Below are 22,367 nucleotides of genomic sequence, written 5' to 3'. Positions count from 1 at the left end.
TATTATGGGCTCTCTATTAATCGATAACGTCACTAAATCCTTTGGTGAAACAGACATCCTAAAAGGGATCAACATCGACATTCAGGATGGTGAATTCCTCATCCTGGTGGGTCCATCAGGCTGTGGTAAGTCGACGCTGATGAATATCATTGCGGGTCTTGAAGATGCGACCAGTGGTACGCTTGAGTTGGCGGGTAAGGATGTGACTTTGGCCTCGCCAAAAGATCGCGACATTGCGATGGTTTTCCAAAGCTACGCGCTCTACCCAACAATGAACGTTGCGCGCAACATCTCCTTTGGCCTTGAGATGCGTAAAGTCCCTAAAGAGGAGCGTGATCGCATCGTCAACGAGGTGGCTAAGCTGCTTCAGATCGATCACCTACTGGATCGTAAGCCGAGCCAGCTTTCGGGTGGTCAGCGTCAACGTGTTGCCATGGGCCGTGCCCTAGCGCGTTCGCCGCGGGTTTTCCTATTCGACGAGCCTCTATCGAACTTGGATGCTAAGTTGCGTGTAGAGATGCGTACTGAAATCAAGAAGCTGCACAAGCGTCTTGGCACGACCATTGTTTACGTGACGCACGATCAGATCGAAGCGATGACTCTGGCTGATCGTATTGCCGTTATGAAAGATGGCATCGTGCAGCAGTTGGGTACTCCGGACGAGATCTACAACAACCCAGCCAATATGTTTGTCGCAGGATTCATGGGCTCGCCGCCGATGAACTTTATTGAGGTCGACATCAAAGAGGGGCAAGCGGTTGTTGAATCTGCGGGTGAAACTCATCACCTAAAACTACCATGTGCCGAGGCCATTGCTGCAAAAGGCCTTGATCGTGTGGTGTTGGGTATTCGTCCAGAGATGATTACCGAGCCTAAGCCGGCACCTGAAGATCAGGATTGGTTGCACAGCATGAAGCTGGACTTTGATGTTGTGGAGCCTATGGGGGCTGACACCATGGCAATTGGTCAATGGAACGGCATTGATGTTCACTCACGCCTTTCTCCTAAAGCGGGCATGACGGCAGGCGCTGGTACAGAGGTGCAGGTTAATACGGCGAAAGCGGTCGCGTTTGATATCCAAACCGGTGAGCGTATCTGCTAAACCTTGCCCTATATCTGTTGGAGCTTTCTCGAAGAGGAGGCGATGAGCGTTAAAGTATCGCGACCTTTGCAAGATCGCTCCAACGGTTCGTACAGTCTCTCGTTAACGCTTTTTGTTGGAGCCTTATCGTAGATGAGGCGATGAACGGTAAAGCATCGCGACCTTTGCAAGATCGCTCCAACGGTTCGTGCAGTCTCTCGTTAATGCTTTTTGTTGGAGCCTTATCGTAGATGAGGCGATGAACGGTAAAGCATCGCGACCTTTGCAAGATCGCTCCAACGGGGTAGTTAATTCGCCTCTATCTCTTTAAGCGCAGTCTCTAATTGGTCGAGATTCAAAGGCTTCGGCATCACTCGATCGGCCCCTTTCGCCAGCAGGTTGTCTGCCTCATTACCCACCGTGGCACCGGTAACCCCAATAATCGGAAGCGTTGCACCCCAGGATCTCAGCGTTTCGGTCAGTTCATAGCCATCCATTATCGGCATCATGATGTCAGTAATGATTAGGTCAAAGCTCTGCTTAGAGTAGGCGTCTAGGGCTAATTGACCGTTCTCTACATCAACCACCTCGGCACCCTCGCGTGTCAGTATGGTTTTGCCCAGCATTCTTAATGTGGCGGTATCTTCGACCAGTAGTATCTTTTTGCCTTTGATTGCATGCTCTTTTGCTGCTGCTGCTGCTGCTGCTGCTGCTGCTGCTGCTGCTTCTTCGTGTTTGGCCTGTTTGAGTGTGAAACTCAGGGTAAAGATGGCACCCCCTTCAGGGTTAGGGCTGAAGACCAAATCTCCATTAGATAAACTGCGTGCAAGTTCGCGACTGATATGCAGACCGAGACCGGTTCCGGACGCTTTAGTGTCGCCTCGTTCAAAGGCTTCGAACAGACGCTCAACGTCTTTGTCGGGAATGCCTTTGCCATTATCAATAATCTGCAATTGATAGTTGGTTTGATCTTCGGCCGAGGTATAACTCAGATCCAGAATGACCTGGGTACCTTGACTGTGCACGATGGCGTTTTTAGTCATATTAATAATGATCTGGCGAATCTGTTTTTTATAGCCAACATGCAGATCATCACTCATGCCGCGAACTTGAATATCTATCCCAAACCGATCGGCAGTGTAAAAGAGCGTGTGGCTTGCCTCTTTAATTAATCGATAGACTGACAGTTGAGTTTCGACGCGACTCTCCATAATTAATGATGTGTCGGTGCCAACTCGCATATCATCCAGTACTTCGAGCAGATGCTGTGATGTGGCATGCGCCTCTTTAACTTGTTGGTTTTGCTGCTCTTTAAGTTGCAATTCATTCAGTTGCATATTGAGTGCAGCCGCTGGGGTTCTGAGTTCATGCCCAATAATGGCGAACATCTTATCTTGCTGTTTAAGCGTTTTAGATAGGGATGCTGACGCTTTAGTCGCTTGTTCAGAGGTCTCTTCAATCTGGTGAATGGCTCGTAACATAAATCGGAACATCAGTATTAAAAGTAACTGAGCAATTACAAATAAGAGAGAAGAGGAGATGGCGTATTGATGAGTTTTGTTTTGTTCTACTGCCAACAGACCCGCATAGGTTGCTTCTGTGTCATCGTATAGAGTCTGTATCTGATCAATAATCTCAGTCGCTTTTAAAAAGAGATCGAGATCGTAGTCTTTGGTTGGATCCCTCAACTCCATGAAACGGTATCGATCTAATCGCTCAAAATGCTCAACGATATGCTGTTCGATGATTTCAAAATCGAGTAATAATTCTGACGGGGAGCTACTTGCATTGGCCTGTTCGAAGGCTTCTAAGGTGTTTCGGGTGTTGATAAGGATCTCCGTAACTCGACCTTCTGCAATGTAAAGATTATTGCGTGAGACCAGGCCAGAATTGGATAATCCCGTTATGCCGCGAACGACACCCAATTTTTCAATCAGATCGGGTAGGTGTATAAAGATAGTTCGCCCTGATGTGTAAGAGAGGATATTTTCCTCCAACTGAACGCCTGAGTCTCGGTAGATTTGAAAAAGCTGTGTTAACAGTTGCTCAGAATAGGCTGTTTTCTTTAAAAAGACCTCGAAATACTGGCCTTCGACTGAGAGGATTTGCTCTATCTCATAAGCCGGGTAATCCAGCGACTCTAATGCTTCGACTAGTTGCAATTCAGCGCTCTCACAGAGCTGAGTCAGCTCTTTCGATGGGTCGGTTTTAATTCGCTTAAGTGTACATACCCCTCGAAAATCACCCAGTTTGGTAATTGCTTCGCGATAGAGCTTCTGCTGTTGCGTCGCTTGATCATACGCTTGATGACGAGTCTTGTCAGAGTAGAACCCGTATAAAGTGACCACAACCGCAAACAAGAATAGACCTTGCGTAGCGAGCATAATTAATTTCAGCCAAAGGGGTATCTGTTTTAAACGTTCGAGCATAAAAATCCAGCTTTAAATTTGTTTTTGTTACTGGCCTGTAAATAGAAAAGCGCATTCGCAACAAGTTAGAGTCAGCATAGACCACTTTGTAGTAAAATCCAGTTAAGTCGTAACTTTTTTATCTGTCACTAATGACAGCGTGTTTTTAGGGGACAGAAATGGCGCAAAATTCCACCGTTTTTAAAATCTTTCTGCAAATTGCTGATATGGATCGTAACTACTACGCGGATCATTCGCTGACGTTGGCAAGACACCCTTCAGAGACCGACGAGCGCATGATGATGCGTTTGCTAGCGTTTGTTATGAACGCGCAAGAGCGTCTAGAGTTTACTCGCGGTCTCTGCGAAGAGGACGAACCTGATCTATGGTTAAAGAGTTACGCTGATGAGATCGAACTCTGGTTAGAGGTGGGCTTGCCGAGTGAAAAGCGTTTAAAGAGAGCCTGCAACCGTTCACAAGAGACTGTTTTGATTACCTATGGATCTGATCAGGCTTTCGATCCTTGGTGGCAGAGTGTGAAAAAATTGGTCGCCAGTCAAAAGGATTTGACGATCTATCGCATCAGTGTGGATCAAAGAGAAGCGTTAACAGCGCTTGCTCAGCGCGGTGCACAAATCAGTGCTTCGATTACTGATGGGCAGATCTGGCTCAGTTCCGAGGCCGGTTCGGCGACCATTGATCCGCAACAGATCTACCCAGCTGTTTAACAGAATTTAGGGTGTTTATTGCAGCTGCTGTACCAGATCGTTACAGGTCTGCAGCTCCTGCACAAAGGGTGAGTACTCAGTTGAGTTAACCACCGCTTTAATCGGTTTGTCGTCATCGAAGGTGATGATTAGCTCGCACTTCCCTTGGTTTGGACTCTTATTGGGCATCATGTCAGAGTGGTACGTCCAGACCCAAGTGTGTGGTCCCTCTTGTGCGATCGAACGAGGTTGTCCGAGCTGTTTCTCGATCGCGGCCTTGTCCTTCTCAATTAGACGGTCGCTGATCTCTTCGGTGCTATTAAAGCGAAGATCGGGTGCCGTGGCGCAAGCGGTGATACTCAGTGATGCTAGAACAAGTGCAGTTTTTCTATACATGATGATCTCCTTAAGCAGATATTTTAATCGCTCTTAGCGGTTTGCGGCAGAACGAAGGGTATGGGTTCTTTCGGTGTGCGATTCACTCGAACGGGCCATTGATAAGCTCGTGAAAGCGTCTCATCGGTTAAAACGGTATTCGGTGTATCTTGAATCAGCAGGCGCCCCTTCTCAAATAGAGCAATGCTGTCTGAGAACATCGCAGCCAAGTTCAAATCGTGCATGACACAGATGACGCCACCACCGGCATTGGCATACTCTCTGGCAATCTGCATGACTTCGATTTGGTGACCGATATCCAAAGAGGAGACTGGCTCATCGAGCAGCAGCCAGTTGGCTTTACCATCGATCACAGGCTGCCAGACTTGTACCAGAATACGTGCCAGTTGAACGCGCTGTTTCTCACCGCCAGAGAGCTCTTGATAAAAACGTGATTCAAAGCCTTCTAAACCGACACGCTGGAGAGCCTGAAATGGACGTTCTGATCGGCGATCTAGGTCCGCCATCTGTACCACTTCCAACACAGTAAAGGGGAAAGCCAACTGGGTCGCTTGCGGTAGAATCGCGCGGCGTTTGGCGAGTGTTTGGTGTGAAAGATCAGCTAGGTTTTCGCCATCAAAATGAATCTCGCCTCGGTAATCAATTTCACCTGAGAGTGCCCTTAATAGGGTGGTTTTCCCCGATCCATTCGGTCCTGCAATCGAGACCAACTGCCCCGGTTCGGCGCGAAAATCGACCTTCGACAGTACCTCGGTTTGGTGGAATCCTACGCTGAGATCCTTGGTGATAATCATGATTAGAGATCCAGCAGATTACGATTACGCAGCAGCAGGTAGAGGAAGAATGGCCCACCCAATATCGCCATGACAATGCCGATGGGTAGCTCCGCCGGTGCAATCAGTGTACGACTGAGAATGTCGGCTAACATAAGAGCAATAGCGCCTAACAGTGCCGCGGCAGGCAGTAGATAGCGATGGTTTGGTCCTATGACCAGGCGCAGCAGGTGGGGCACGATGATGCCGACAAATCCGATCGCACCTGAAACGGCTACGGCGACCCCAACGGATAATCCAACCAGTAGGATAGCGGCTCGTTTAAGACGCTGCACCGAAACGCCTAAATGCATGGCAGCGGCTTCACCCAGCGCTAAACGGTTTAAGCCAGAAGCGAGTAACGGAGCTAACAGTAGCGAGATTAGCATCAACGGCCCAGCGACTTTCAGTGAGCTCCAACTAGCACCGGCAATGGAGCCAAGATTCCAGAAGGTTAGGTTACGCAACTGACTGTCGTTGGAGTAGTAGATCAACAATCCCGACAGTGCCGCAGCAAAGGCGCTGAGTGCTAAGCCAGCTAACAGCATCACGGCGACCGAGGTTCTGCCTTGACGCGTCGCGATCTTGTAGAGAATCAGCATACAGCCCCAGCCACCTAAGAAGGCCGCGATTGGGACCAGAAATCCACCGATACTATTTAAGAGTGAGATGGGTAACAGCCCACCTATGACAATGGCTGTCACGGCACCCAAACCTGCACCGGAGCTGACACCAATAAGACCTGGATCAGCCAAAGGGTTGCGGAACAGCCCCTGCATAATGGCACCCGAGACAGCTAAGCTAGCGCCGACCAATAGGCCCATGACTGTTCTGGGGGCGCGAATATCAAACAGGATGACCTGCTCTTGAATGCCGATGGCTTCGCCCTGCATTAACGCCCAAAGTGAGCTGGCGAGAGAAGTGTTTGATGAGCCAATGGTCAGGCTGAATAGGGCAACCAGGCACAGAGCCAACATCAATAGAGAGATGGTGAACTTTGCCTGTAAAGAGCGATCGCCCGTAGCCTGCATTAGCTCTTCTTAAGGCCGTAGATGTGAAGAGTTCGACCGGTCATCTCATAGCCGTGCTCTTTCGCGATCTCTTCGATGCGAGCGTTGATGATGGGGTCGTTAAACTCTTTAACTTCACCGGTTTTAACACAGACGATGTGATCGTGGTTGTCATCCGACGCCAGCTCAAAGACTGAGTGGCCGTTCTCAAAACGGTGACGCATAACAAGACCGGCCGCTTCAAACTGAGTCAGAACACGGTAGATCGTGGCTAAACCTATCTCTTCGCCCTGAAGCATGAGGTGCTTGTAGATGTCTTCAGCACTCCAATGGTCATTCTCATTGGCATCTTCGAGTAGCTGGTAAATCTTGATGCGCGGAAGAGTCGCTTTGAGTCCCGCTTTTTTAAGTTCTTGGTTGCTTGAAGACATAGTTGTTCTCGTCAATGTTTACTGTTCAGACGCTAAGAGACATCTTAGCGGGCCTCGTTTTTAGGTTCAATTTTACCTAGGTCATCCGTGACTAAAAATCGGTGTTGTTTCAATGCTAGATAGACCGTATCACCCACGCTGGGGGCTTGAACTGCATGACAGGTCACCGCAAGTGACTGGCCATCCTCCAAGAGCACACTCAATAGAGATTGCCCACCACGAAAACGCTTGGATTCTACCTGTGCGCTAACCTCGCTCTGTTCAACAATCTCGACATCATCCGGTCGTATAAATAGCTCTTTATTGTAGGGTGCCTCACTCACCTCGGTGGTTGAGCGGCTCTGGCCAAACAGAGAGTTCACATGCTGGGTATCGACGTACTCTGCTTTTATGAACTCACCTTCGCCGATGAATTCAGCTACAAACCGGCTTTTCGGCTCGTAATAGATCGCTTCAGGCAGGCTGATCTGTTCCAGCTTGCCTTGATTCATAACCGCAACGCGATCTGCAAAAGCAAAGGCCTCTGCCTGATCGTGTGACACCATCAGCGTGGTAATTTGCTCTTGCTTTAGTAGCTCGGCAATTTCCGGAATGAGCTCATCTCGCAGTGCGGCGTCCAAGCCAGAAAAGGGCTCATCGAGTAGCAGTAGATCGGGTTTGGGTGCCAGTGCTCTCGCTAAGGCGACACGTTGCTGTTGTCCACCTGATAGCTCATGTGGGTAACGACCGCCCATGCCTTGTAGGCCGATCATTGTAAGTAACTGCTCACTTCGGGCTTTAGCCTGTTGGCTTGACCACTCAAACAGTCCGAACTCAATGTTTTCCCTGACGCTAAGATGGGGAAACAGAGCGATGTCCTGAAACACCATACCGATGTTGCGCTGTTCCGGCGGGAGTTGAGACTTTCCATCATCCAGACGTTTTGTGCCCAGCATGATGCTGCCGCTAGAGAGCGCGTGAAATCCTGCAATGCAACGCAGTAGCGAAGATTTGCCACAGCCACTGGGCCCCAACAGGCAGATGAGTTCGCCCTGTTGAATGTTCAGTGTGACCCCATTCACAACCGACAGATCAGCATACCCGGCATAAGCATTCTCAATACTTAGGTGTGTAGATGTCGGTATGTTTGACTCAATACTCATAGAGTTCCTTAGTGCTTGTGGCGGCTTATGGCACGATTCAACAACAAAACTGGGACTAGCCCAACGGCAACGATCATTAATGAGGGTGGTGCCGCCTCGATAAGCTGTTCATCCGAAGCCAGCTCAAAGGCGCGAACGGCCAGGGTGTTAAAGTCGAACGGGCGCAGCATTAACGTAGCCGGCAGCTCTTTGAGGACGTCAACAAAGACCACCAGTAGTGCAGTTAGAAGACTGCTCTTCATTAAGGGCGCATGGATTTGTCGCAACACTTGAAAGGGGGATCGTCCCATCCCTTTGGCCGCTTCATCCAGGCTAGGGCTAATTTGCCCCAAGCCAGACTGCACACTGCCAAGCGCGACGGCTAAAAAGCGCACGGTGTAGGCGATCAACAGGGCAAACAGAGTGCCACTGAAGATCAACCCGCTCATACCTAAGCCGAAGCGTTCGGAGAGAGCAAGCAGACTCTGATCCACAAACACTAAAGGTGCTAAGACCCCAATGGCAATAATGGTACCCGGCAGTGCGTAGCCCAGTGCGGCGAACTGTGTGGCCTGTTTCACCAATGAGCCACTGTTAAAGCGTTGGGTGTACGCCAGCAGCGTGGCCAGAACAAGGGCGATTAGCGCTGCAAGACCTGCCAAATAGAAAGAGTTCCAAGAGAGGCTGAGGAAGTCACTCCAGGGCATTTGCGCATCAAACACCGACCAAGAGAGCAGTTGACCGGCCGGCAACAAGAAGCCAAAGAAAAACGGAATGAAACAAGCCAGAGCCGCCAGCCAAGCGCGTCCACCCTTAAGCTGAATTCGGCTAGCCATCGCTCGAGATCCTGCTCGGACGTTGTAGCTCAGTTTGCGTCGTGAATAGCGCTCGACAAAGATCAATGTCGCCACGAACACTAGCAACAGACTGGCTAACTGTGCCGCACCATTGGCATCACCAAAGCCATAGAAGGTTCTAAAGATACCTGTTGAGAAGGTCGGAATGCCAAAGTATTGCACCGTACCGTAATCGGCCAATGTCTCCATTAGGGCTAGGCTGACACCGGCAATGATGGCGGGTCTTGCCATAGGAATGGCGACTTTTAGAAAGGCCCTGAAGGGTGAGTAACCAAGATTGCGAGAGGCTTCAAAGCTAACGGCTGACTGCTCAAGGAAGGTCGCGCGAGCCATCAGGTAGACGTAGGGATAGAGCACCAGCACCAACATAGCAATGGCACCGCTATGCGATCGAATCTCCCAGAACCAGTAGTCACCATAGCCCCAACCGGTCAGTTCGCGCAGCAGGGTTTGTACTGGGCCGGCAAAGTCGAGCATACCGGTATAGGTATAGGCGATGACATAGGCGGGCATGGCTAAAGGCAGTAGCATTCCCCAATCGAGCCAACGACGACCGGGGAAGTCACACATCGCTGCCAACCAGGCAGCCGGTGCTCCCATAATGACGGTGCCGATACCGACACCGGCCATCAGGATTAATGAGTTGAGAACGTAGTCGGCGAGGACGGTATCAAGAAGGTGAGAGAAAGCCTCAGATCCAGCAAATAGGGACTGACTAACAACGGTTAGAATGGGAAGGGCAACCAGACCGGCGATCGATAAGGCTACCCAATTTGCACGGATACTATTGATAGTTAACTCTCATCTGTTTTACTTCCAGCCAGCACGATCCATAAGGCGAAGCGCTTCTTGGTTCAGTTCGCCAAGCTTAGACAGTGCAACGTCATCGCTCTTAGCTGTGCCAAAGGCTTTTAGTACATTGGATGGCTCAACGCCGGCTACGACAGGGTACTCATTGTTGACTTCAGCGTACCACTCTTGTGCTTCCTGGCTCACCATGTACTCAAGTAGGGCAACTGTTTCGTCACGATTCTTAGATGACGCCGTCAATGCAGCACCACTGATGTTGAAATGGGTACCGCGATCGTTCTGATTGGGCCAGAACACCGCTAGCTGATCAGCAACCGCTTTGTCACTCGCTTTATCAGAGCGAACCAAACGCGCTAAGTAGTAGGTGTTGGCAATAGCGATGTCACAGACACCCGCGGCTGCCGCTTTTAGTTGGTCAGTATCACCGCCAGCCGGTGGGCGAGCAAAATTAGCCACTAGACCTTCAACCCAAGCTTCTGTTGCTTCGACACCGTTAGCAGCAATCGCAGAGGCAATCAGTGACTGGTTGTAGACATTGCTTGAGGAGCGAATACAGATACGACCTTTCCACTGCTCATCGGTTAGTGCTTCGTAGGTACTGAGTTGTTCTGGATTAACTCGATCTTTGGCATAGATGATTGGGCGAGCACGACTGGTCATACCAAACCAGTGGTTGTCACTGTCGCGCAGGTTGGCAGGAATCGCCTCGTTCAATGCAGTGGATTCAACCGGCTGAGTTAGACCCATCTCTTTCGCGCGGTGAAGACGTGCAACGTCTGCAGTGATAAGAAGATCCGCAGGGGAGGCGCCACCTTCCATCTTCAAACGGCTTAACAGTGCATCATCTTTACCGGTGAGCAGGCGTACTTCGATACCTGTCTTCTCGGTAAACTGATTCAGTAATGGTTGAATCAGGGCCTCTTTACGTGATGAATAGAGGTTAATGTCAGCGACAGCAGTGGTAGTAAAGCAGAGTGCTGCTACAGCGCTAATACGACGAATCCACATGTTTGTTTCTCCTTGAAGGTACGAATTATAAACCGGCCTTACTCATCCTTTAAATAAGAGCCTTAGAACATTTAAGAATCATTACTACTTATTTATTGAAGTAATGATGCGATTCTACATGAGAATCATTTGCATTCGCAATAAGTTTTTATTATTGTCTGCTCGCTCTTATTCACTAATAGACGGAACTAATTTATGAAAACCCTCTACAAACCTCTCGCTTTTTCAATGTTATCTACCTGCATAGCGTCATCGTCATTCGCAGGGACTCAAGCTAAGAACTTCCTTAATACCTATGCAGATCTTGCCGGTAGTTCTTACCAAGCAGCACTCAGTGATGCTAAATCCCTTCAGTCTGCTTTGCAGGAGTTTGCGGCCGCACCCAATGCAATGACACTGGAGTATGCGAAACAAGCTTGGTTGCAGTCTCGTGAAACCTACGGTGTGACAGAGATCTTCCGTCTATCAGAAGGCCCAATCGATGCTGAAGAGGGTTGGGTGGCTGACACTTACGGTGCACTTGAAGGTCAGCTAAACGCTTGGCCTCTAGATGAGAACATGATCGACTACACTACCGCAGCAGATGGTTCGGTGACGTCTGGCAACATTGTTGATACTGCAGGTGTTTTTAACCCAGGCGGTGAAGATGCTGAAGCAGTCGATGTATCTTCAATTACAGCTGATGCCATCTCTGCACTGAATGAAAACGGTGGTGACGCGAACGTTGCAACCGGTTACCACGCGATCGAATTCCTTCTATGGGGACAGGATCAGGACTACAGCAACTTCACAGCTGACGCTGTAACCCCGGGTGCACTGGCTGCAGGTGCACGTCCACTGACTGACTTTACAACAGATGCTAATGCCACTCGTCGTTTAGAGTACCTCAATGCTGCGGCTGATCTTCTGGTATCGGATCTAGAAACAGTCAACAGTGCTTGGGTTAAGTGTGAAATGAAGCATGGCTGTAAGAGTGATACTAAAGGTGCTTACCGTAACGCGCTCCTTGGTCAACACCACGATTCGGCTAAAAACCTAGCCGCTGAAGAGGCTGCACGTACGATTATTGCGGGTATGGGTGTATTCATCAAATCTGAACTGGCGAACGAGCGTATTGCAGTTGCTGTGCTTACACCAAGTGAAGAAGATGAGCACTCATGTTTCTCTGATAACACGCACCGTGATATTGCGCTCAACTACCAAGGCTTTGTCAACGTTCTGAAAGGCGAGCTTAACGGTGAGAAATTGGGTGCAAGTCTTTACGACAGTGCTTCAGCTGAAACACAGGCTAAGCTGGATAGTCTAATTGCCGCGATTGATACACGCGTCAATACAATGAACGAGCTCGCTGAGTCTAAAATGCACTTCGATTACCAGATCGTTGATGCCACTCAAGCGAACGAAATTCGCCGTATGAAAAATGATATGCGTAAGCTAGGTGACGCGATGGTCGCAGTTGCTGCAGACCTCTCTATTAGTCTGACAGAGGATGACGTGACTGACGCTGAAGAGACTCAAATCTAATTCTATGTTGATAGCGTTTCTTCGCGCAGTTTGCACACTGGCCCAAGCAGCTCTTTTGAGTCTGCTCTGGGCCGGTTCTGTTTTAGCGCAAACCCAAGTCTATACTGCTGACCGAAGTAAGCATGCGCTTACTCAGGTTCGTGACGATCTCCCTGAACAGCTAGAAGAGCTAGCACTGCTTGGGCGAAGCTTCTTTAAGATCCCTTGGGTTGAGGCCCCGGCAGCCACCACTGCACGTGATGGGTTAGGCCCACTATTTAACGCCAATACCTGTCTCTCTTGTCATGAGCATAATGGGGCAGGTGGCGGTTTTATCGACTCTGAATCGGGACTGTTGAAAGTACCCCGATCTACGATTGTGCGTCTGAACCGCTTTAACGAAGGAGAGTGGCAAGCAGATCCTATTTACGGTGCTCAACTTGCCATCAATGGTGTCAGAGAGGTCCCTTATGAAGCGAGTTATCAGGTTGAGCTTCTTCGGGTTGAGGGCAGCCAGCAACTGAAAAAACCTAAATTAACACTCCAAGAGTTAAATTACGGTCCTCTTTCATCTAATACGCAATGGCATCTCCTTCGCGCACCCGCCTTGGCCGGTATGGCACTGATAGAGAGTATTCCAGCTGATCAAATCCGTGAACGTGCCGACCCCGATGATGTCGATCAAGATGGTCTATCGGGACGAGCCGTAGACGTTTGGTCACGTGCTAATCAACGCTATGAGTTGGGTCGGTATAACTGGAAAAACACTCAAAGCAGTCTGATCGATCAAATTGCTAATGCTGCCCATGGTGATATGGGACTGCGCAGTTCACTCTATCCAGAGGTCAATTGCACGTCTGTTCAAATCGAATGTTTGAACGCCTATAAAAGCGATGTTTTAGATTTGCCGGACCTGCGTTTGCAGGCTATGGCACTTTATTTAACCCATCTTAAAGCGCCTAAAGTGAATAGGCTCAATTCAGAGCAAGAGGCCGGTATGAGGCTCTTTTCTGCGATAGGGTGCCAGCAGTGTCATACGAATGAATACACCACCTCAGCCGGTGAGCCAGCCCCGATCTACTCCGATCTGCTGTTGCATGATATGGGGGAGGGGCTTGCGGGTTCCGGGCCAGATGCAGATGAGTGGCGAACAGCACCTTTGCTGGGGCTTGGGCTAAGGAAACATTTAAAATATCCTGCCTATCTTCATGATGGTCGGGCCTCAACGTTGACTGAAGCGATTTTTTGGCATGGCGGTGAGGCTATACTGTCGAAACGTAAGTTCACTGATCTCTCTGTCGAACATCAACGACAACTTATTCAATTTCTGGAGATGCTCTAGTGTTTAGATCAATCTTTACAGCAATGTCTTTCTGTTTAGCTCTTTTCTCTTTCACTTCGGTTCAAGCTGAACAGGAGTCGTTGAAATTTGACTCGAACTTATTGCCTTATTTAAAAGCTGAGTTGCTGGTTAAGGATAGTCGAGCTGCTGTAACTGAGTTGCAGAACCTTAAAATATTGATTGCTAAACAGCAGAGCAGTGCATCGCCAGATTGGACAGAATTGCAGCAATCCTTTAATCGTATTGCGCTCGATTGGAAAGCCGTTGAAGCGATGTATGTTGCGGGTGATTTGGATGAAAACTTAGTTGATCACCCTCGATTTATCGACTTTTATCATCAGGGTAACGAGTCCATTAAAGATCAGGTTGAGATCGCTTTAACCTCTGAACAACCTCTAAAGCAGGCGCTGTTTAAAAACTCGAATAGAGGGATAAATGGCCTTGAGATCATGCTCTACCCTGATACGCCTGTGACCGGTGCGGCTGCTACCCGACGTTTACAAGCGGCTGAAATTGCTCGCGCCAATATCGAAGGTTGGATGTATGAAATTGCCGATTTTTATGAATCTGATACGAGTTTTGTAAAGGGTGGTAAAGCGAGCTTAAGTCTTCTCGTTAATCGCTTAATTGATAGCAGTTACAAACTGGCCAATTGGCGTGTGGGTGAGGCGGCAGGTTTGACTCCCAAAACCAAAGGGACTTTAAACCCTTCCAGCCTAGAGTTCCCCTATGCACAGCTGAGCCACGCTTCGGTCGAACGAATTTTGCGTACGCACGAGTTGGTGATTAAAAATGACCGCGGGTTAGATCTAGTATCGGTGGGCAAAATTGCAGGTGTTGGTAGTGATATGGAGTTTTTGGTAACGCGCATCCAAACTGCCCAAAAAGCACTTGATGCTGTGCCAGCCCCTTTGGTTGATCAGGTCGAGACACCCGAATATAAAGCGCTGTTTAACGAATTGGCAATGTTACAAAACGCCTACTACTTCATGCTGATCAATAGCCTCAACCTAGAAGCTCGCATATTAGATGCTGATGGGGACTGATCTTTTGCACTGGCTCGGTTTCGATTATCTGGCAACACCTGGTAATCGAATCTATTGGCCGTTTTTGATCTCTGCGCTGTTGATTGGCATTGCTTACCAACGCTGGCGTAAACTGCCCAGTTTTTTAAGCTCGACTATCTGGTGGCACCAAAGTGCACGGCAGGACTACTTACTATTTATGCTGCTCAGTCTCAGTAAGTTGACGCTGTTGGCTGCTGTATTGCCAGAGATACAACAGTTTATTTGGTGGGGTTTGCAGTTGTGGCAGACGCTATTCGGCTTTCGTGGGCTTCAGCCAGCCGCTTGGTGGGTGAATGTATTGTTTACTCTGACACTGTTTATCTTCAGTGATCTGAGTCGCTATTGGCTACATCGTTGGATGCATACTTCGCGTTGGTTGTGGCCTATCCATCGGTTACATCACAGTGCGGAGGTGTTAACGCCTTTCACCTTCTATCGGATCCACCCCCTTGAGAGTCTGCTGTTTGGTTTACGATATGCTTTGGTAACGGGTTTAGTGACCAGTCTGTTTATCTACTGGTTTGGATTTGGCCTTCAGGCTCACCAGTGGCTAGGGTCTCTAGTCATCGTGGCGATTATGAATATCGCAGGCAGTAATCTACGCCACTCTCAGTTACCACTGAGTTACTGGCCTTGGTTGCAAAAAATTTTGATCAGCCCGGCTCAGCATCAGTGGCACCACAATCGCACTGGAACAGATCAAAATTACGGCAGTATTTTGGCAATTTGGGATTGGTGGTTTGGATCGCTGCGGATCACACGTTATGACGATCCATTTGATTTTGGGGTTGGCAAAAAAGGTATGCGTACCAGTCTATTCAGATTGCTGTTGCTAAGGAGTTAAGTGCGTGATGTTTTCTAGTCGAATATTTACTGTTTGCCTGAGCTTAGTGGTGCTTATTGGCACTCCTTTACAGGCCCAGACCTTGAGCATGGAAGCGCTTGGTCGAATTCTGTTTGTGGACACGAACCTGTCACAAAACCGGACTCAGTCCTGTGCATCCTGCCACTCCCCCTCTACAGGGTTTGCTGATCCACGTGATAATGGCGTTGCTGCTATGTCCTCAATGGGCGACGACCAGGTATCCCTCGGTGATCGACAAGCACCCACTGCCAGTTATGCAATGCTTACGCCTGAGTTTCATTTTTCAGAAGAGCAGGGAGAGTTTGTTGGTGGGCAGTTTTGGGATGGTCGTGCGAAAGATCTGGCTGCACAAGCCGGTGGACCACCGTTGAATCCCATTGAGATGGGAATGCCATCCAAGCAAGCGGTTGTTGATCGTCTACAAGAGAATCCCTTTTATGTAGAAGGATTTAAACAGCTGTTTGGTGACTCTATTTGGCAGGATACTGATGCCAGTTACCGAGCTATGACGCTTGCTATTGCTGAATACGAAAGCAGTAACGAGTTTGCCCCTTTCGACTCCAAATATGATCGTTATTTGCGTGGCGAATACGAAATGAGCTTTGATGAAGAGCTCGGTATGGCGCTGTTCTTCTCGAATAACAATACGAACTGTAACAGTTGCCATATGCTGAAGCGCCCCGAGCAGAAGGGTGAGACATTCAGTAACTACCAGTTTCACAACATAGGTGTGCCAGCTAACCAACAACTAAGAGCGGTTAATGGGCTCGGAGATAACGAAGTTGACGAGGGATTGCTCGCCAATCCTGCGGTTACGGAAGCCATTCATCGGGGTAAATTCAAAGTCCCCACCCTAAGAAATGTGGCCGTTACAGCACCCTATATGCACAACGGTGTGTTTGCGGAGTTAAGAACGGTACTGGCATTTTATGATCAGTTTAATAACCCAGAGCGCAAGTTGAATCCTGAAACGGATCAGCCTTGGCGCACCCCGGAAGTGCCAGAGACGGTGAGCCATGAACTGTTAAAGATGAAAATATTAACTGATCGAAAAATTAACGCACTAGAGGCGTTTCTTAAAACGCTGACGGATAAGAAATTTGAATCGTTAGTCGAGTAATTATCTGACGCAACCCAGCAATGATTTTCTTAGATGAGTCCTGCTCTCTTGCGTCAAACAGCGGATGTCTGTAGCCACTAGGTTTTTATCGTTTAATAGCCTTGTTAACACTTCGATGGGTATCTCTATTTGAAGTTTACACTCATCTTCTAATACTCGTTTACGATACACTGCCCTAACTCCTTTAATGCAGTTGATAATCATTCTCATTATAATGCCTGTTTGTATCATTGCAACGGATAAATCAGCCAATGATTGAAACGCATAATTATTGATGTAGGCTGTTAGCTTTCTCGCATCCAAAGAGTCATGACAATGAGCGTTGTTCAGTTTCACGAATACCCCACCCAAGATGGTTATAAGCTGTTAGAGATCTCCCTTAATGCTGAGAAATCACTCAATGCTTTGACGTTGGAGATGATTCAGCTGATCGAGCCTCGTCTAAATCAGGCGGCAAAGGATGACAGAATCAAAGCGGTGTTGTTAACTAGTGTCGGCGAAAAGGCCTTTTGTGCCGGCGGGGATGTGGTTAGCCTCTACCGCTCGATTACCTCAGGCGATAACCCCAGCTTCCCGACAGAATACTTCACACACGAGTACCGTCTGGACTACCGCATTCACACCTTTCCTAAACCGATTATCTGTTGGGGCAGTGGCATAGTGATGGGCGGTGGTATGGGGCTGATGAACGGCTGTAGCCACCGCATCGTGACAGAGACGTCACACATGGCGATGCCAGAGGTGACGATTGGGCTCTTCCCCGATGTGGGTGGTTCATTCTTTTTGAACAGGATGCCGGGTCGCACAGGACTCTTCTTGGGTTTAACGGGTAACCCTATCTTTGCGGCGGATGCGTTGTTCTTAGGGTTAGCGGATCGCTTTATTGAATCGACGCGATACACTGAGATGGTGACTGGCCTGCAATCAGCCGATTGGAACAGTGATAGTATTCAGACAGTCAACCAGACACTTCGTCAGTTAGAGCAGCAGTCGCAAGCGGCGTTTCGACAAGAGTCACCGATTCAAGATCATTATGACTTCATTCAATCGGTGACTGATCAGGATGACTTAACTCAGTTGATGCACGCAATGGCCAACATTGAGAGTGACGATCCATGGATTCAACGATCACATAAGGCGATCACTCACGGGTCGCCTCTTTCGGTTCATTTAATTGCTGAGCAGTTGAAACGTACTCGTCATCTCTCCCTAAAAGAGGTGTTTATGTCTGAGCTAGTGTTGGCCGTGCAGTGTTGCCAGCATCCGGAATTTCCCGAGGGTGTTCGCGCTCTTTTAGTGGATAAAGATCGTAAACCGAATTGGATGTTTAAGTCGGTTGATACTGTGGAGTCAGCCGTTGTTGAAGCGTTCTTTGAATCGCCATGGCCGGTGAATCCGCTGGCTGATCTTTAAGACTCACAGACGATAGGGTATCAATGCAGGATAAGATGCTGGTTATCCTGCATTGAACTCGGCCATTATTGGTTGGCTTTGCGCTGAGCTTCGCGTTTGGCTTTTTTCTCTTGGCGACGCTGCTCGAAATCGTGCACTGCGTCTTTACCCAAGTGATGTTCGCCACGCGCTTTTGCCAATTCGAGCTGGTGCTGGCGCTCTTGAAAGCGTTTACGCTGTTTATCGGTCACTTTGTCGTAGCAGTGGTGACAGCTTAACCCCTCTTGGAAGTGCTCACTCTGACGATCTTCAGCGGATAGCGGCATACGACAGGCGTGGCAGAGCTGGTAGTCACCGGGCTCTAAACCGTGTCCAACCGATACACGGTTGTCGAAGACGAAACATTCACCATCCCACATCGAGTTATCGGCAGGTACTTCTTCAAGGTATTTAAGAATGCCGCCCTCTAGGTGGTAGACCTCATCAAAGCCCTGTTCACGGAGAAACGCGGTCGACTTCTCACAACGGATACCACCCGTACAGAACATGGCGACTTTTTTATGCTTACTTGGATCTAGCTGCTCTTTAACGTAGCTAGGGAAGTCACGGAAGGTGTCGGTATGAGGGTTGATCGCCCCTTTAAATGTACCGATATCCACTTCGTAGTCATTACGTGTGTCGACCAACAGAACTTCTGGATCGGAAATCAGGTCATTCCACTCGTTAGGTTTGACATAGGTGCCGACGGTTTTCAGTGGATCGATGCCTTCAACACCCATGGTAACGATTTCACGTTTCAGTTTTACCTTGGTGCGGTAGAACGGTTGCTCATCAAAGAACGACTCTTTGGAGCTGACTTGATCCAGCGGTGGGTGCTCTTTAAACCATGCGTAGAGCGCATCGATCGCTTCACGGCTACCAGAGACCGTGCCGTTGATACCCTCTTTAGCCAGGATTAATGTGCCGCGAATATCTTGCTCGTTCAGGAACTCTAACAGAGGCTGACGCAGTGCTTCACACTCCTCAAAGCGAACAAATTGGTAGAGTGCGGATACAACGATATTGGCCATAATCTCCCCGGCGTAATCTGGATGGTTGAAAACCGCGCAATTTTACCAGATAAGGCATTGAGGTTTATAGAGTAGAGTTTTCAAGCTTGAAAAACGTTAGAATAACGAGGGTCAGATAAACAACTTTTTTGGGGCTTAGGTAGTGGCAGATAGAGAGATGATCGGTTTTATTGGGCTTGGCGTTATGGGTAAAAACTTGGTGCTCAACCTCGTTGATAATGGTTACCAAATCGCAGCCTTTGACCTGGATGCCAATAAAGTAGATGACGCGATCGCTCAAGCGGCTGCTGAAGTTCCGGATCGTCCTCAACCGATTCAAGCCTGTTCATCGCTCGGTGAACTGTTAGCGGCTTTGCCTTCACCAAGAACCATTTTTGTCTCTGTGCCAGCAGGTGATCCTGTCGATGCAGTCTGCCGTCAGCTGATTGAGGCAGGCGTTGAAGGCGATGATATCGTTGTGGATACCGGAAACTCACTCTGGACCGACACTCGTGATCGTGAAGTGAACTATAAAGAGCACTTTACCTTCTTCTCTACTGCGGTATCGGGTGGTGAAGTCGGTGCACGCTTCGGCCCTTCTTTGATGCCATCTGGCGATCAAAAAGCTTGGTCACGTTTACGCCCTATTATGGAGGCGATCGCAGCGAAAGTGGATGCAACCACAGGACTCCCCATTGAGCGTCGTGAGCCCGGTAATCCAGTCACTGAGGGTGAGCCTTGTGCGACGTACATTGGCGATTCAGGTGCAGGCCACTACGTAAAAATGGTTCATAACGGCATCGAGTATGCCGACATGCAGTTGATCTGTGAGGTCTACCACTTCATGCGGTACGCCATGCAGATGGCTCCCTCCGAGATCGCTTGTGTATTCCGAGAATGGAGTCGTGGCCCACTGCACTCCTACTTGATCGAAATCAGTGCAGAAGTTCTGGATCAAGAGGATCAGTTTACCGGCCTGCCGTTGGTCGATGTCATTCTTGATAAAGCGGGTCAAAAGGGTACCGGTTTATGGACCGCGGTTAGTGCCCTTCAGCTAGGTACACCTGCGCCAACGCTGACCAATGCAGTCTTTGCTCGCTCACTATCCACCCTTAAATTGATTCGCGTTGAAGCGTCTAAAGTTCTGTCTGGCCCAACAGATGTTACTTTAGATACTCCCAAAGAGCAGTTAATTGAACAGCTGCATGATGCACTCTACTGTGCAAAAATTTGTGCCTACGCGCAGGGTTATCATCTGATGCAGATGGCAGCAAAAGAACAGGGTTGGGCGCTCGATTTATCCGCCATCTCAAGAATTTGGCGTGCCGGGTGTATTATTCGTGCAGCGTTTCTTCAGCCGATCTCAGCAGCGTTTCAGCGTAATCAGGATCTGCCAAGCCTGCTAATGGATCCGTTTTTCTCTGAAAAGTTGGCTAAACATCAACATAATTGGCGCGCGATTGTGGCGCAATCAGCTCTAGCGGGTATCCCTGCTGGGGCGATTAGTTCCGCCCTAGGTTACTACGACTCATTCCGAACCGAGGTGCTGCCTGCCAACCTACTGCAAGGTCAGCGAGACTATTTTGGTGCGCATACATTCGAGCGAACAGATCGTGATGATGGCAAATACCACGTGCGTTGGAGTGAGCCGGGTAGGCCGATGGAGAAGGTGTAAATACCTACTCCCCAGGTTGAGGGCCTTCGTAGCCCTCGACAACCACTAGATCAGCAATGCCTGCATGTTCACGTAGCGCTTTAGCATTTTGGTAGCCAGAGGAGTGGTAGCAATTCAACGCCTGTTGGTAACTCGGGAACTCAATGATCACATGGCGTGATCGTACGCTCCCCTCAACCTGTTGGTTATCGCCTGCACGGACTAAAAATTTAGCCCCATACTGTTTAAATGGCTCAGTATTAGCGGCCTGATAGAGTTTGTAACCCTCTGGGTCTGAGATATCGACATGAGCCATCCAGTAACCTTTAGCCATCGTGTTTTACCCTTTTGATTCTAATGGCACCTAGCCTAACCTCAGAACAGTCACTGCTCAAGATACTGCTTTTACACTGGTTTAATATCGTTCTTAAAACGTCTAGTGTTGATAAGGGTTAGGATTAGGATAACCGTTGCAACGCCTAGCATTGGCCATTCAGCATTCAACAGATGAGTGGCCATGGCACCTATCATCACGCAGTTGAGCCCTACTGATGTGATGAATCGAAGCCGCTTAACCCAAATAACTAAGCCTCCGATCACTTCGACGACACCGGTGAAATACATAAACCAGAGCGGGTAACCCCAGCGATCAAAAGCTTCTAATTCAAACTCCAGACCCAGCAGCTTAGCACTGCCTGATGCAACGAAGATGAGGGTGATTAACGGGGTGATTATCTTATCCATCTGTTTCCCTTTAGGTGGGTGAGTATGGATTAAGTGTAGTTGAGGATTTTGGGTGTGGGGCGGGAGTGATTCTGGGTGGTCTTTTAAAAAGATCGAATTGTGGCGGGATTGATTCAGACCATCCTGGCCTTCACCCCTTTGGGGCAACACTTTGTGTTGTCCAAAACTACATCCTTGTAGTTTTGTCGAACCCGCTCCGCGGGTTCTCAAGCCGCGCCGAATACAAATAAAAAGGCCACTCCCTTCGGGGTGGCCTTTTTATTTGTATATGGTGGAGGAAGGGTAACCCTGCACCAAACCGCGTTATATCAGAGCTTTATAAGTTTAGTAAATCGCTGATTATTATGAATAAATAAATTGAAAGTATGTTTGTTTATACAGTTGTTTGAGTGTTGCTGAGGGCTCTGTTTGGTGATCTGAATTCGAATTCAAAAACAGGATTCGAACCTGCGTCCGTTTGCCATTAATCTCCTTGCTATTCCCACTGCGTTGAGCGTCTATAGACGGGGGCAAAATGCTAAACAGGAGTAGCTAGTGAATATAGATATCGATGACGATTTGATGGATGGGCTTGTCCTCGCAGCACTCAAACGAGACTACGTCATCAATTTAGAGGAGCCTTATTTTGAGCAACCGGTCGAACAAACACCAGGCTGGGTCATCGATGATCGAATCGCCTTGATAGAAGCTCTGTACCTGTTACTCAGGTATCGAATGAGTCTCAGAGATTTCACTGATTTTATGACGGAAACGCGGAATGCTTACTACAAGTGGGCGGATACCGTGAAGACTCCTCGCCAGAAAAGTTTAAACGCCGTGTATGAGCCAGATCGTCAGGCTCAAGAGTCAGGGGATGAGAATCCCGAATAGATTCGCTGTGATGCTCAAATCGTCCTGCTCTTTTCAGATAGCAGGCAAGCCTATCCAGCGAAGACTCGCTTTGTAATTGAGGTGGACCTGCGCAAGCAATGAAGCCTACCCGCTGGACGC

The 22,367-nt window shown here is 48.8% G+C and carries 21 protein-coding genes; 10 read left to right on the top strand and 11 right to left on the bottom strand.

Annotated features, from left to right (window positions below):
* Positions 1-4 precede the first annotated feature (4 nt).
* Positions 5-1,102, top strand: coding sequence for an ABC transporter ATP-binding protein (locus tag XMA152_RS03630; protein WP_173480160.1), 1,098 nt, complete (start codon positions 5-7; stop codon positions 1,100-1,102).
* A 287-nt stretch (positions 1,103-1,389) separates the two neighbouring features.
* Here XMA152_RS03630 and XMA152_RS03625 read toward each other — a convergent pair whose 3' ends face one another.
* Entirely contained in the window at positions 1,390-3,510 is a 2,121-nt protein-coding gene (locus tag XMA152_RS03625) for a hybrid sensor histidine kinase/response regulator (RefSeq protein WP_173482755.1), read from the bottom strand.
* A gap of 158 nt (positions 3,511-3,668) precedes the next feature.
* Here XMA152_RS03625 and XMA152_RS03620 point away from each other — a divergent pair, with 158 nt between their 5' ends.
* The gene (locus tag XMA152_RS03620; RefSeq protein WP_173480163.1) at positions 3,669-4,217 is read left to right on the top strand and encodes a YaeQ family protein; all 549 of its coding nucleotides are present in this window, start codon (positions 3,669-3,671) and stop codon (positions 4,215-4,217) included.
* Between the two features lie 15 nt (positions 4,218-4,232).
* Here the strand turns inward: XMA152_RS03620 and XMA152_RS03615 are convergent, their stop codons facing one another.
* From XMA152_RS03615 to XMA152_RS03585, 7 genes are all read right to left on the bottom strand, one after another.
* The gene (locus tag XMA152_RS03615; protein ID WP_173480164.1) at positions 4,233-4,592 is read right to left on the bottom strand and encodes a hypothetical protein; all 360 of its coding nucleotides are present in this window, start codon (positions 4,590-4,592) and stop codon (positions 4,233-4,235) included.
* Between the two features lie 23 nt (positions 4,593-4,615).
* Positions 4,616-5,386 (bottom strand): heme ABC transporter ATP-binding protein, encoded by a 771-nt coding sequence (locus XMA152_RS03610; protein ID WP_173480165.1) that lies wholly within the window; start codon positions 5,384-5,386, stop codon positions 4,616-4,618.
* 2 nt (positions 5,387-5,388) lie between these two features.
* The gene (locus XMA152_RS03605) at positions 5,389-6,435 is read right to left on the bottom strand and encodes an iron ABC transporter permease (protein ID WP_173480166.1); all 1,047 of its coding nucleotides are present in this window, start codon (positions 6,433-6,435) and stop codon (positions 5,389-5,391) included.
* Positions 6,435-6,845 (bottom strand): ferric iron uptake transcriptional regulator, encoded by a 411-nt coding sequence (gene fur / locus XMA152_RS03600; protein ID WP_173480167.1) that lies wholly within the window; start codon positions 6,843-6,845, stop codon positions 6,435-6,437. The genes XMA152_RS03605 and fur overlap by 1 nt, the downstream gene beginning before the upstream one ends.
* A 44-nt stretch (positions 6,846-6,889) precedes the next feature.
* Positions 6,890-7,987 carry an ABC transporter ATP-binding protein gene (locus XMA152_RS03595; protein WP_173480168.1) on the bottom strand — a complete coding sequence of 366 codons (1,098 nt, stop codon included), beginning with the start codon at positions 7,985-7,987 and terminating at the stop codon, positions 6,890-6,892.
* An 8-nt stretch (positions 7,988-7,995) separates the two neighbouring features.
* Positions 7,996-9,453 carry an ABC transporter permease gene (locus tag XMA152_RS03590; protein WP_371731490.1) on the bottom strand — a complete coding sequence of 486 codons (1,458 nt, stop codon included), beginning with the start codon at positions 9,451-9,453 and terminating at the stop codon, positions 7,996-7,998.
* 180 nt (positions 9,454-9,633) lie between these two features.
* Positions 9,634-10,641, bottom strand: a complete 1,008-nt coding sequence (locus XMA152_RS03585) for a Fe(3+) ABC transporter substrate-binding protein (RefSeq protein WP_173480169.1) — start codon at positions 10,639-10,641, stop codon at positions 9,634-9,636.
* A 195-nt stretch (positions 10,642-10,836) separates the two neighbouring features.
* On the opposite strand from XMA152_RS03585, the gene XMA152_RS03580 reads away from it, so the two are divergent.
* The 6 genes from XMA152_RS03580 to XMA152_RS03555 all read left to right on the top strand — a co-directional run bounded on the left by XMA152_RS03580 (position 10,837) and on the right by XMA152_RS03555 (position 17,951).
* The gene (locus XMA152_RS03580) at positions 10,837-12,165 is read left to right on the top strand and encodes an imelysin family protein (RefSeq protein WP_173482754.1); all 1,329 of its coding nucleotides are present in this window, start codon (positions 10,837-10,839) and stop codon (positions 12,163-12,165) included.
* Positions 12,166-12,220: 55 nt separating this feature from the next.
* Entirely contained in the window at positions 12,221-13,486 is a 1,266-nt protein-coding gene (locus XMA152_RS03575; RefSeq protein WP_173482753.1) for a di-heme oxidoredictase family protein, read from the top strand.
* The gene (locus XMA152_RS03570) at positions 13,486-14,532 is read left to right on the top strand and encodes an imelysin family protein (RefSeq protein WP_173482752.1); all 1,047 of its coding nucleotides are present in this window, start codon (positions 13,486-13,488) and stop codon (positions 14,530-14,532) included. Before XMA152_RS03575 ends, XMA152_RS03570 begins: the two co-directional genes overlap by 1 nt.
* Entirely contained in the window at positions 14,522-15,397 is an 876-nt protein-coding gene (locus XMA152_RS03565) for a sterol desaturase family protein (protein ID WP_173482751.1), read from the top strand. Before XMA152_RS03570 ends, XMA152_RS03565 begins: the two co-directional genes overlap by 11 nt.
* A gap of 7 nt (positions 15,398-15,404) precedes the next feature.
* Entirely contained in the window at positions 15,405-16,538 is a 1,134-nt protein-coding gene (locus XMA152_RS03560) for a cytochrome-c peroxidase (protein ID WP_173482750.1), read from the top strand.
* A 315-nt stretch (positions 16,539-16,853) separates the two neighbouring features.
* On the top strand, positions 16,854-17,951 hold the full coding sequence (locus XMA152_RS03555) for an enoyl-CoA hydratase/isomerase family protein (RefSeq protein ID WP_173482749.1): 1,098 nt from the start codon (positions 16,854-16,856) through the stop codon (positions 17,949-17,951).
* A gap of 65 nt (positions 17,952-18,016) precedes the next feature.
* Here the strand turns inward: XMA152_RS03555 and XMA152_RS03550 are convergent, their stop codons facing one another.
* Positions 18,017-19,000 carry a rhodanese-related sulfurtransferase gene (locus XMA152_RS03550; protein WP_173482748.1) on the bottom strand — a complete coding sequence of 328 codons (984 nt, stop codon included), beginning with the start codon at positions 18,998-19,000 and terminating at the stop codon, positions 18,017-18,019.
* A 142-nt stretch (positions 19,001-19,142) separates the two neighbouring features.
* On the opposite strand from XMA152_RS03550, the gene gndA reads away from it, so the two are divergent.
* Complete coding sequence (gene gndA, locus XMA152_RS03545) at positions 19,143-20,654, top strand: NADP-dependent phosphogluconate dehydrogenase (protein ID WP_371740258.1); 1,512 nt, start codon at positions 19,143-19,145, stop codon at positions 20,652-20,654.
* Positions 20,655-20,658: 4 nt separating this feature from the next.
* On the opposite strand, the gene XMA152_RS03540 is transcribed toward gndA, so the two are convergent.
* Both XMA152_RS03540 and XMA152_RS03535 read right to left on the bottom strand, forming a co-directional pair.
* Positions 20,659-20,967: a DUF1330 domain-containing protein gene (locus tag XMA152_RS03540; RefSeq protein ID WP_173482747.1), complete on the bottom strand. Its 309-nt coding sequence runs from the start codon at positions 20,965-20,967 to the stop codon at positions 20,659-20,661.
* 71 nt (positions 20,968-21,038) lie between these two features.
* Positions 21,039-21,377, bottom strand: a complete 339-nt coding sequence (locus tag XMA152_RS03535) for a DoxX family protein (RefSeq protein WP_173482746.1) — start codon at positions 21,375-21,377, stop codon at positions 21,039-21,041.
* Positions 21,378-21,911: 534 nt separating this feature from the next.
* Between XMA152_RS03535 and XMA152_RS03530 the strand changes: the two genes are divergently transcribed.
* Positions 21,912-22,247, top strand: coding sequence for a hypothetical protein (locus XMA152_RS03530; RefSeq protein ID WP_173482745.1), 336 nt, complete (start codon positions 21,912-21,914; stop codon positions 22,245-22,247).
* The last annotated feature ends 120 nt before the right edge of the window (positions 22,248-22,367 follow it).

The organism is Marinobacterium sp. xm-a-152 (assembly GCF_013282965.1).
Taxonomy (GTDB): Bacteria; Pseudomonadota; Gammaproteobacteria; order Pseudomonadales; family Balneatricaceae; genus Marinobacterium_E.
Note: the sequence above shows the minus strand (reverse complement) of the source record. Positions and strands in the feature narration are given on the sequence as shown.

Bases quoted from the DNA above. Each gene is read 5' to 3' on its own strand.
- XMA152_RS03630 (WP_173480160.1), top strand. From the start codon at position 5: ATGGGCTCTCTATTAATCGATAACGTCACTAAATCCTTTGGTGAAACA.
- XMA152_RS03625 (WP_173482755.1), bottom strand. From the start codon at position 3,510: ATGCTCGAACGTTTAAAACAGATACCCCTTTGGCTGAAATTAATTATG.
- XMA152_RS03620 (WP_173480163.1), top strand. From the start codon at position 3,669: ATGGCGCAAAATTCCACCGTTTTTAAAATCTTTCTGCAAATTGCTGAT.
- XMA152_RS03615 (WP_173480164.1), bottom strand. From the start codon at position 4,592: ATGTATAGAAAAACTGCACTTGTTCTAGCATCACTGAGTATCACCGCT.
- XMA152_RS03610 (WP_173480165.1), bottom strand. From the start codon at position 5,386: ATGATTATCACCAAGGATCTCAGCGTAGGATTCCACCAAACCGAGGTA.
- XMA152_RS03605 (WP_173480166.1), bottom strand. From the start codon at position 6,435: ATGCAGGCTACGGGCGATCGCTCTTTACAGGCAAAGTTCACCATCTCT.
- fur (WP_173480167.1), bottom strand. From the start codon at position 6,845: ATGTCTTCAAGCAACCAAGAACTTAAAAAAGCGGGACTCAAAGCGACT.
- XMA152_RS03595 (WP_173480168.1), bottom strand. From the start codon at position 7,987: ATGAGTATTGAGTCAAACATACCGACATCTACACACCTAAGTATTGAG.
- XMA152_RS03590 (WP_371731490.1), bottom strand. From the start codon at position 9,453: ATGGCCGGTGTCGGTATCGGCACCGTCATTATGGGAGCACCGGCTGCC.
- XMA152_RS03585 (WP_173480169.1), bottom strand. From the start codon at position 10,641: ATGTGGATTCGTCGTATTAGCGCTGTAGCAGCACTCTGCTTTACTACC.
- XMA152_RS03580 (WP_173482754.1), top strand. From the start codon at position 10,837: ATGAAAACCCTCTACAAACCTCTCGCTTTTTCAATGTTATCTACCTGC.
- XMA152_RS03565 (WP_173482751.1), top strand. From the start codon at position 14,522: ATGGGGACTGATCTTTTGCACTGGCTCGGTTTCGATTATCTGGCAACA.
- XMA152_RS03560 (WP_173482750.1), top strand. From the start codon at position 15,405: ATGTTTTCTAGTCGAATATTTACTGTTTGCCTGAGCTTAGTGGTGCTT.
- XMA152_RS03555 (WP_173482749.1), top strand. From the start codon at position 16,854: ATGAGCGTTGTTCAGTTTCACGAATACCCCACCCAAGATGGTTATAAG.
- XMA152_RS03550 (WP_173482748.1), bottom strand. From the start codon at position 19,000: ATGGCCAATATCGTTGTATCCGCACTCTACCAATTTGTTCGCTTTGAG.
- XMA152_RS03540 (WP_173482747.1), bottom strand. From the start codon at position 20,967: ATGGCTAAAGGTTACTGGATGGCTCATGTCGATATCTCAGACCCAGAG.
- XMA152_RS03535 (WP_173482746.1), bottom strand. From the start codon at position 21,377: ATGGATAAGATAATCACCCCGTTAATCACCCTCATCTTCGTTGCATCA.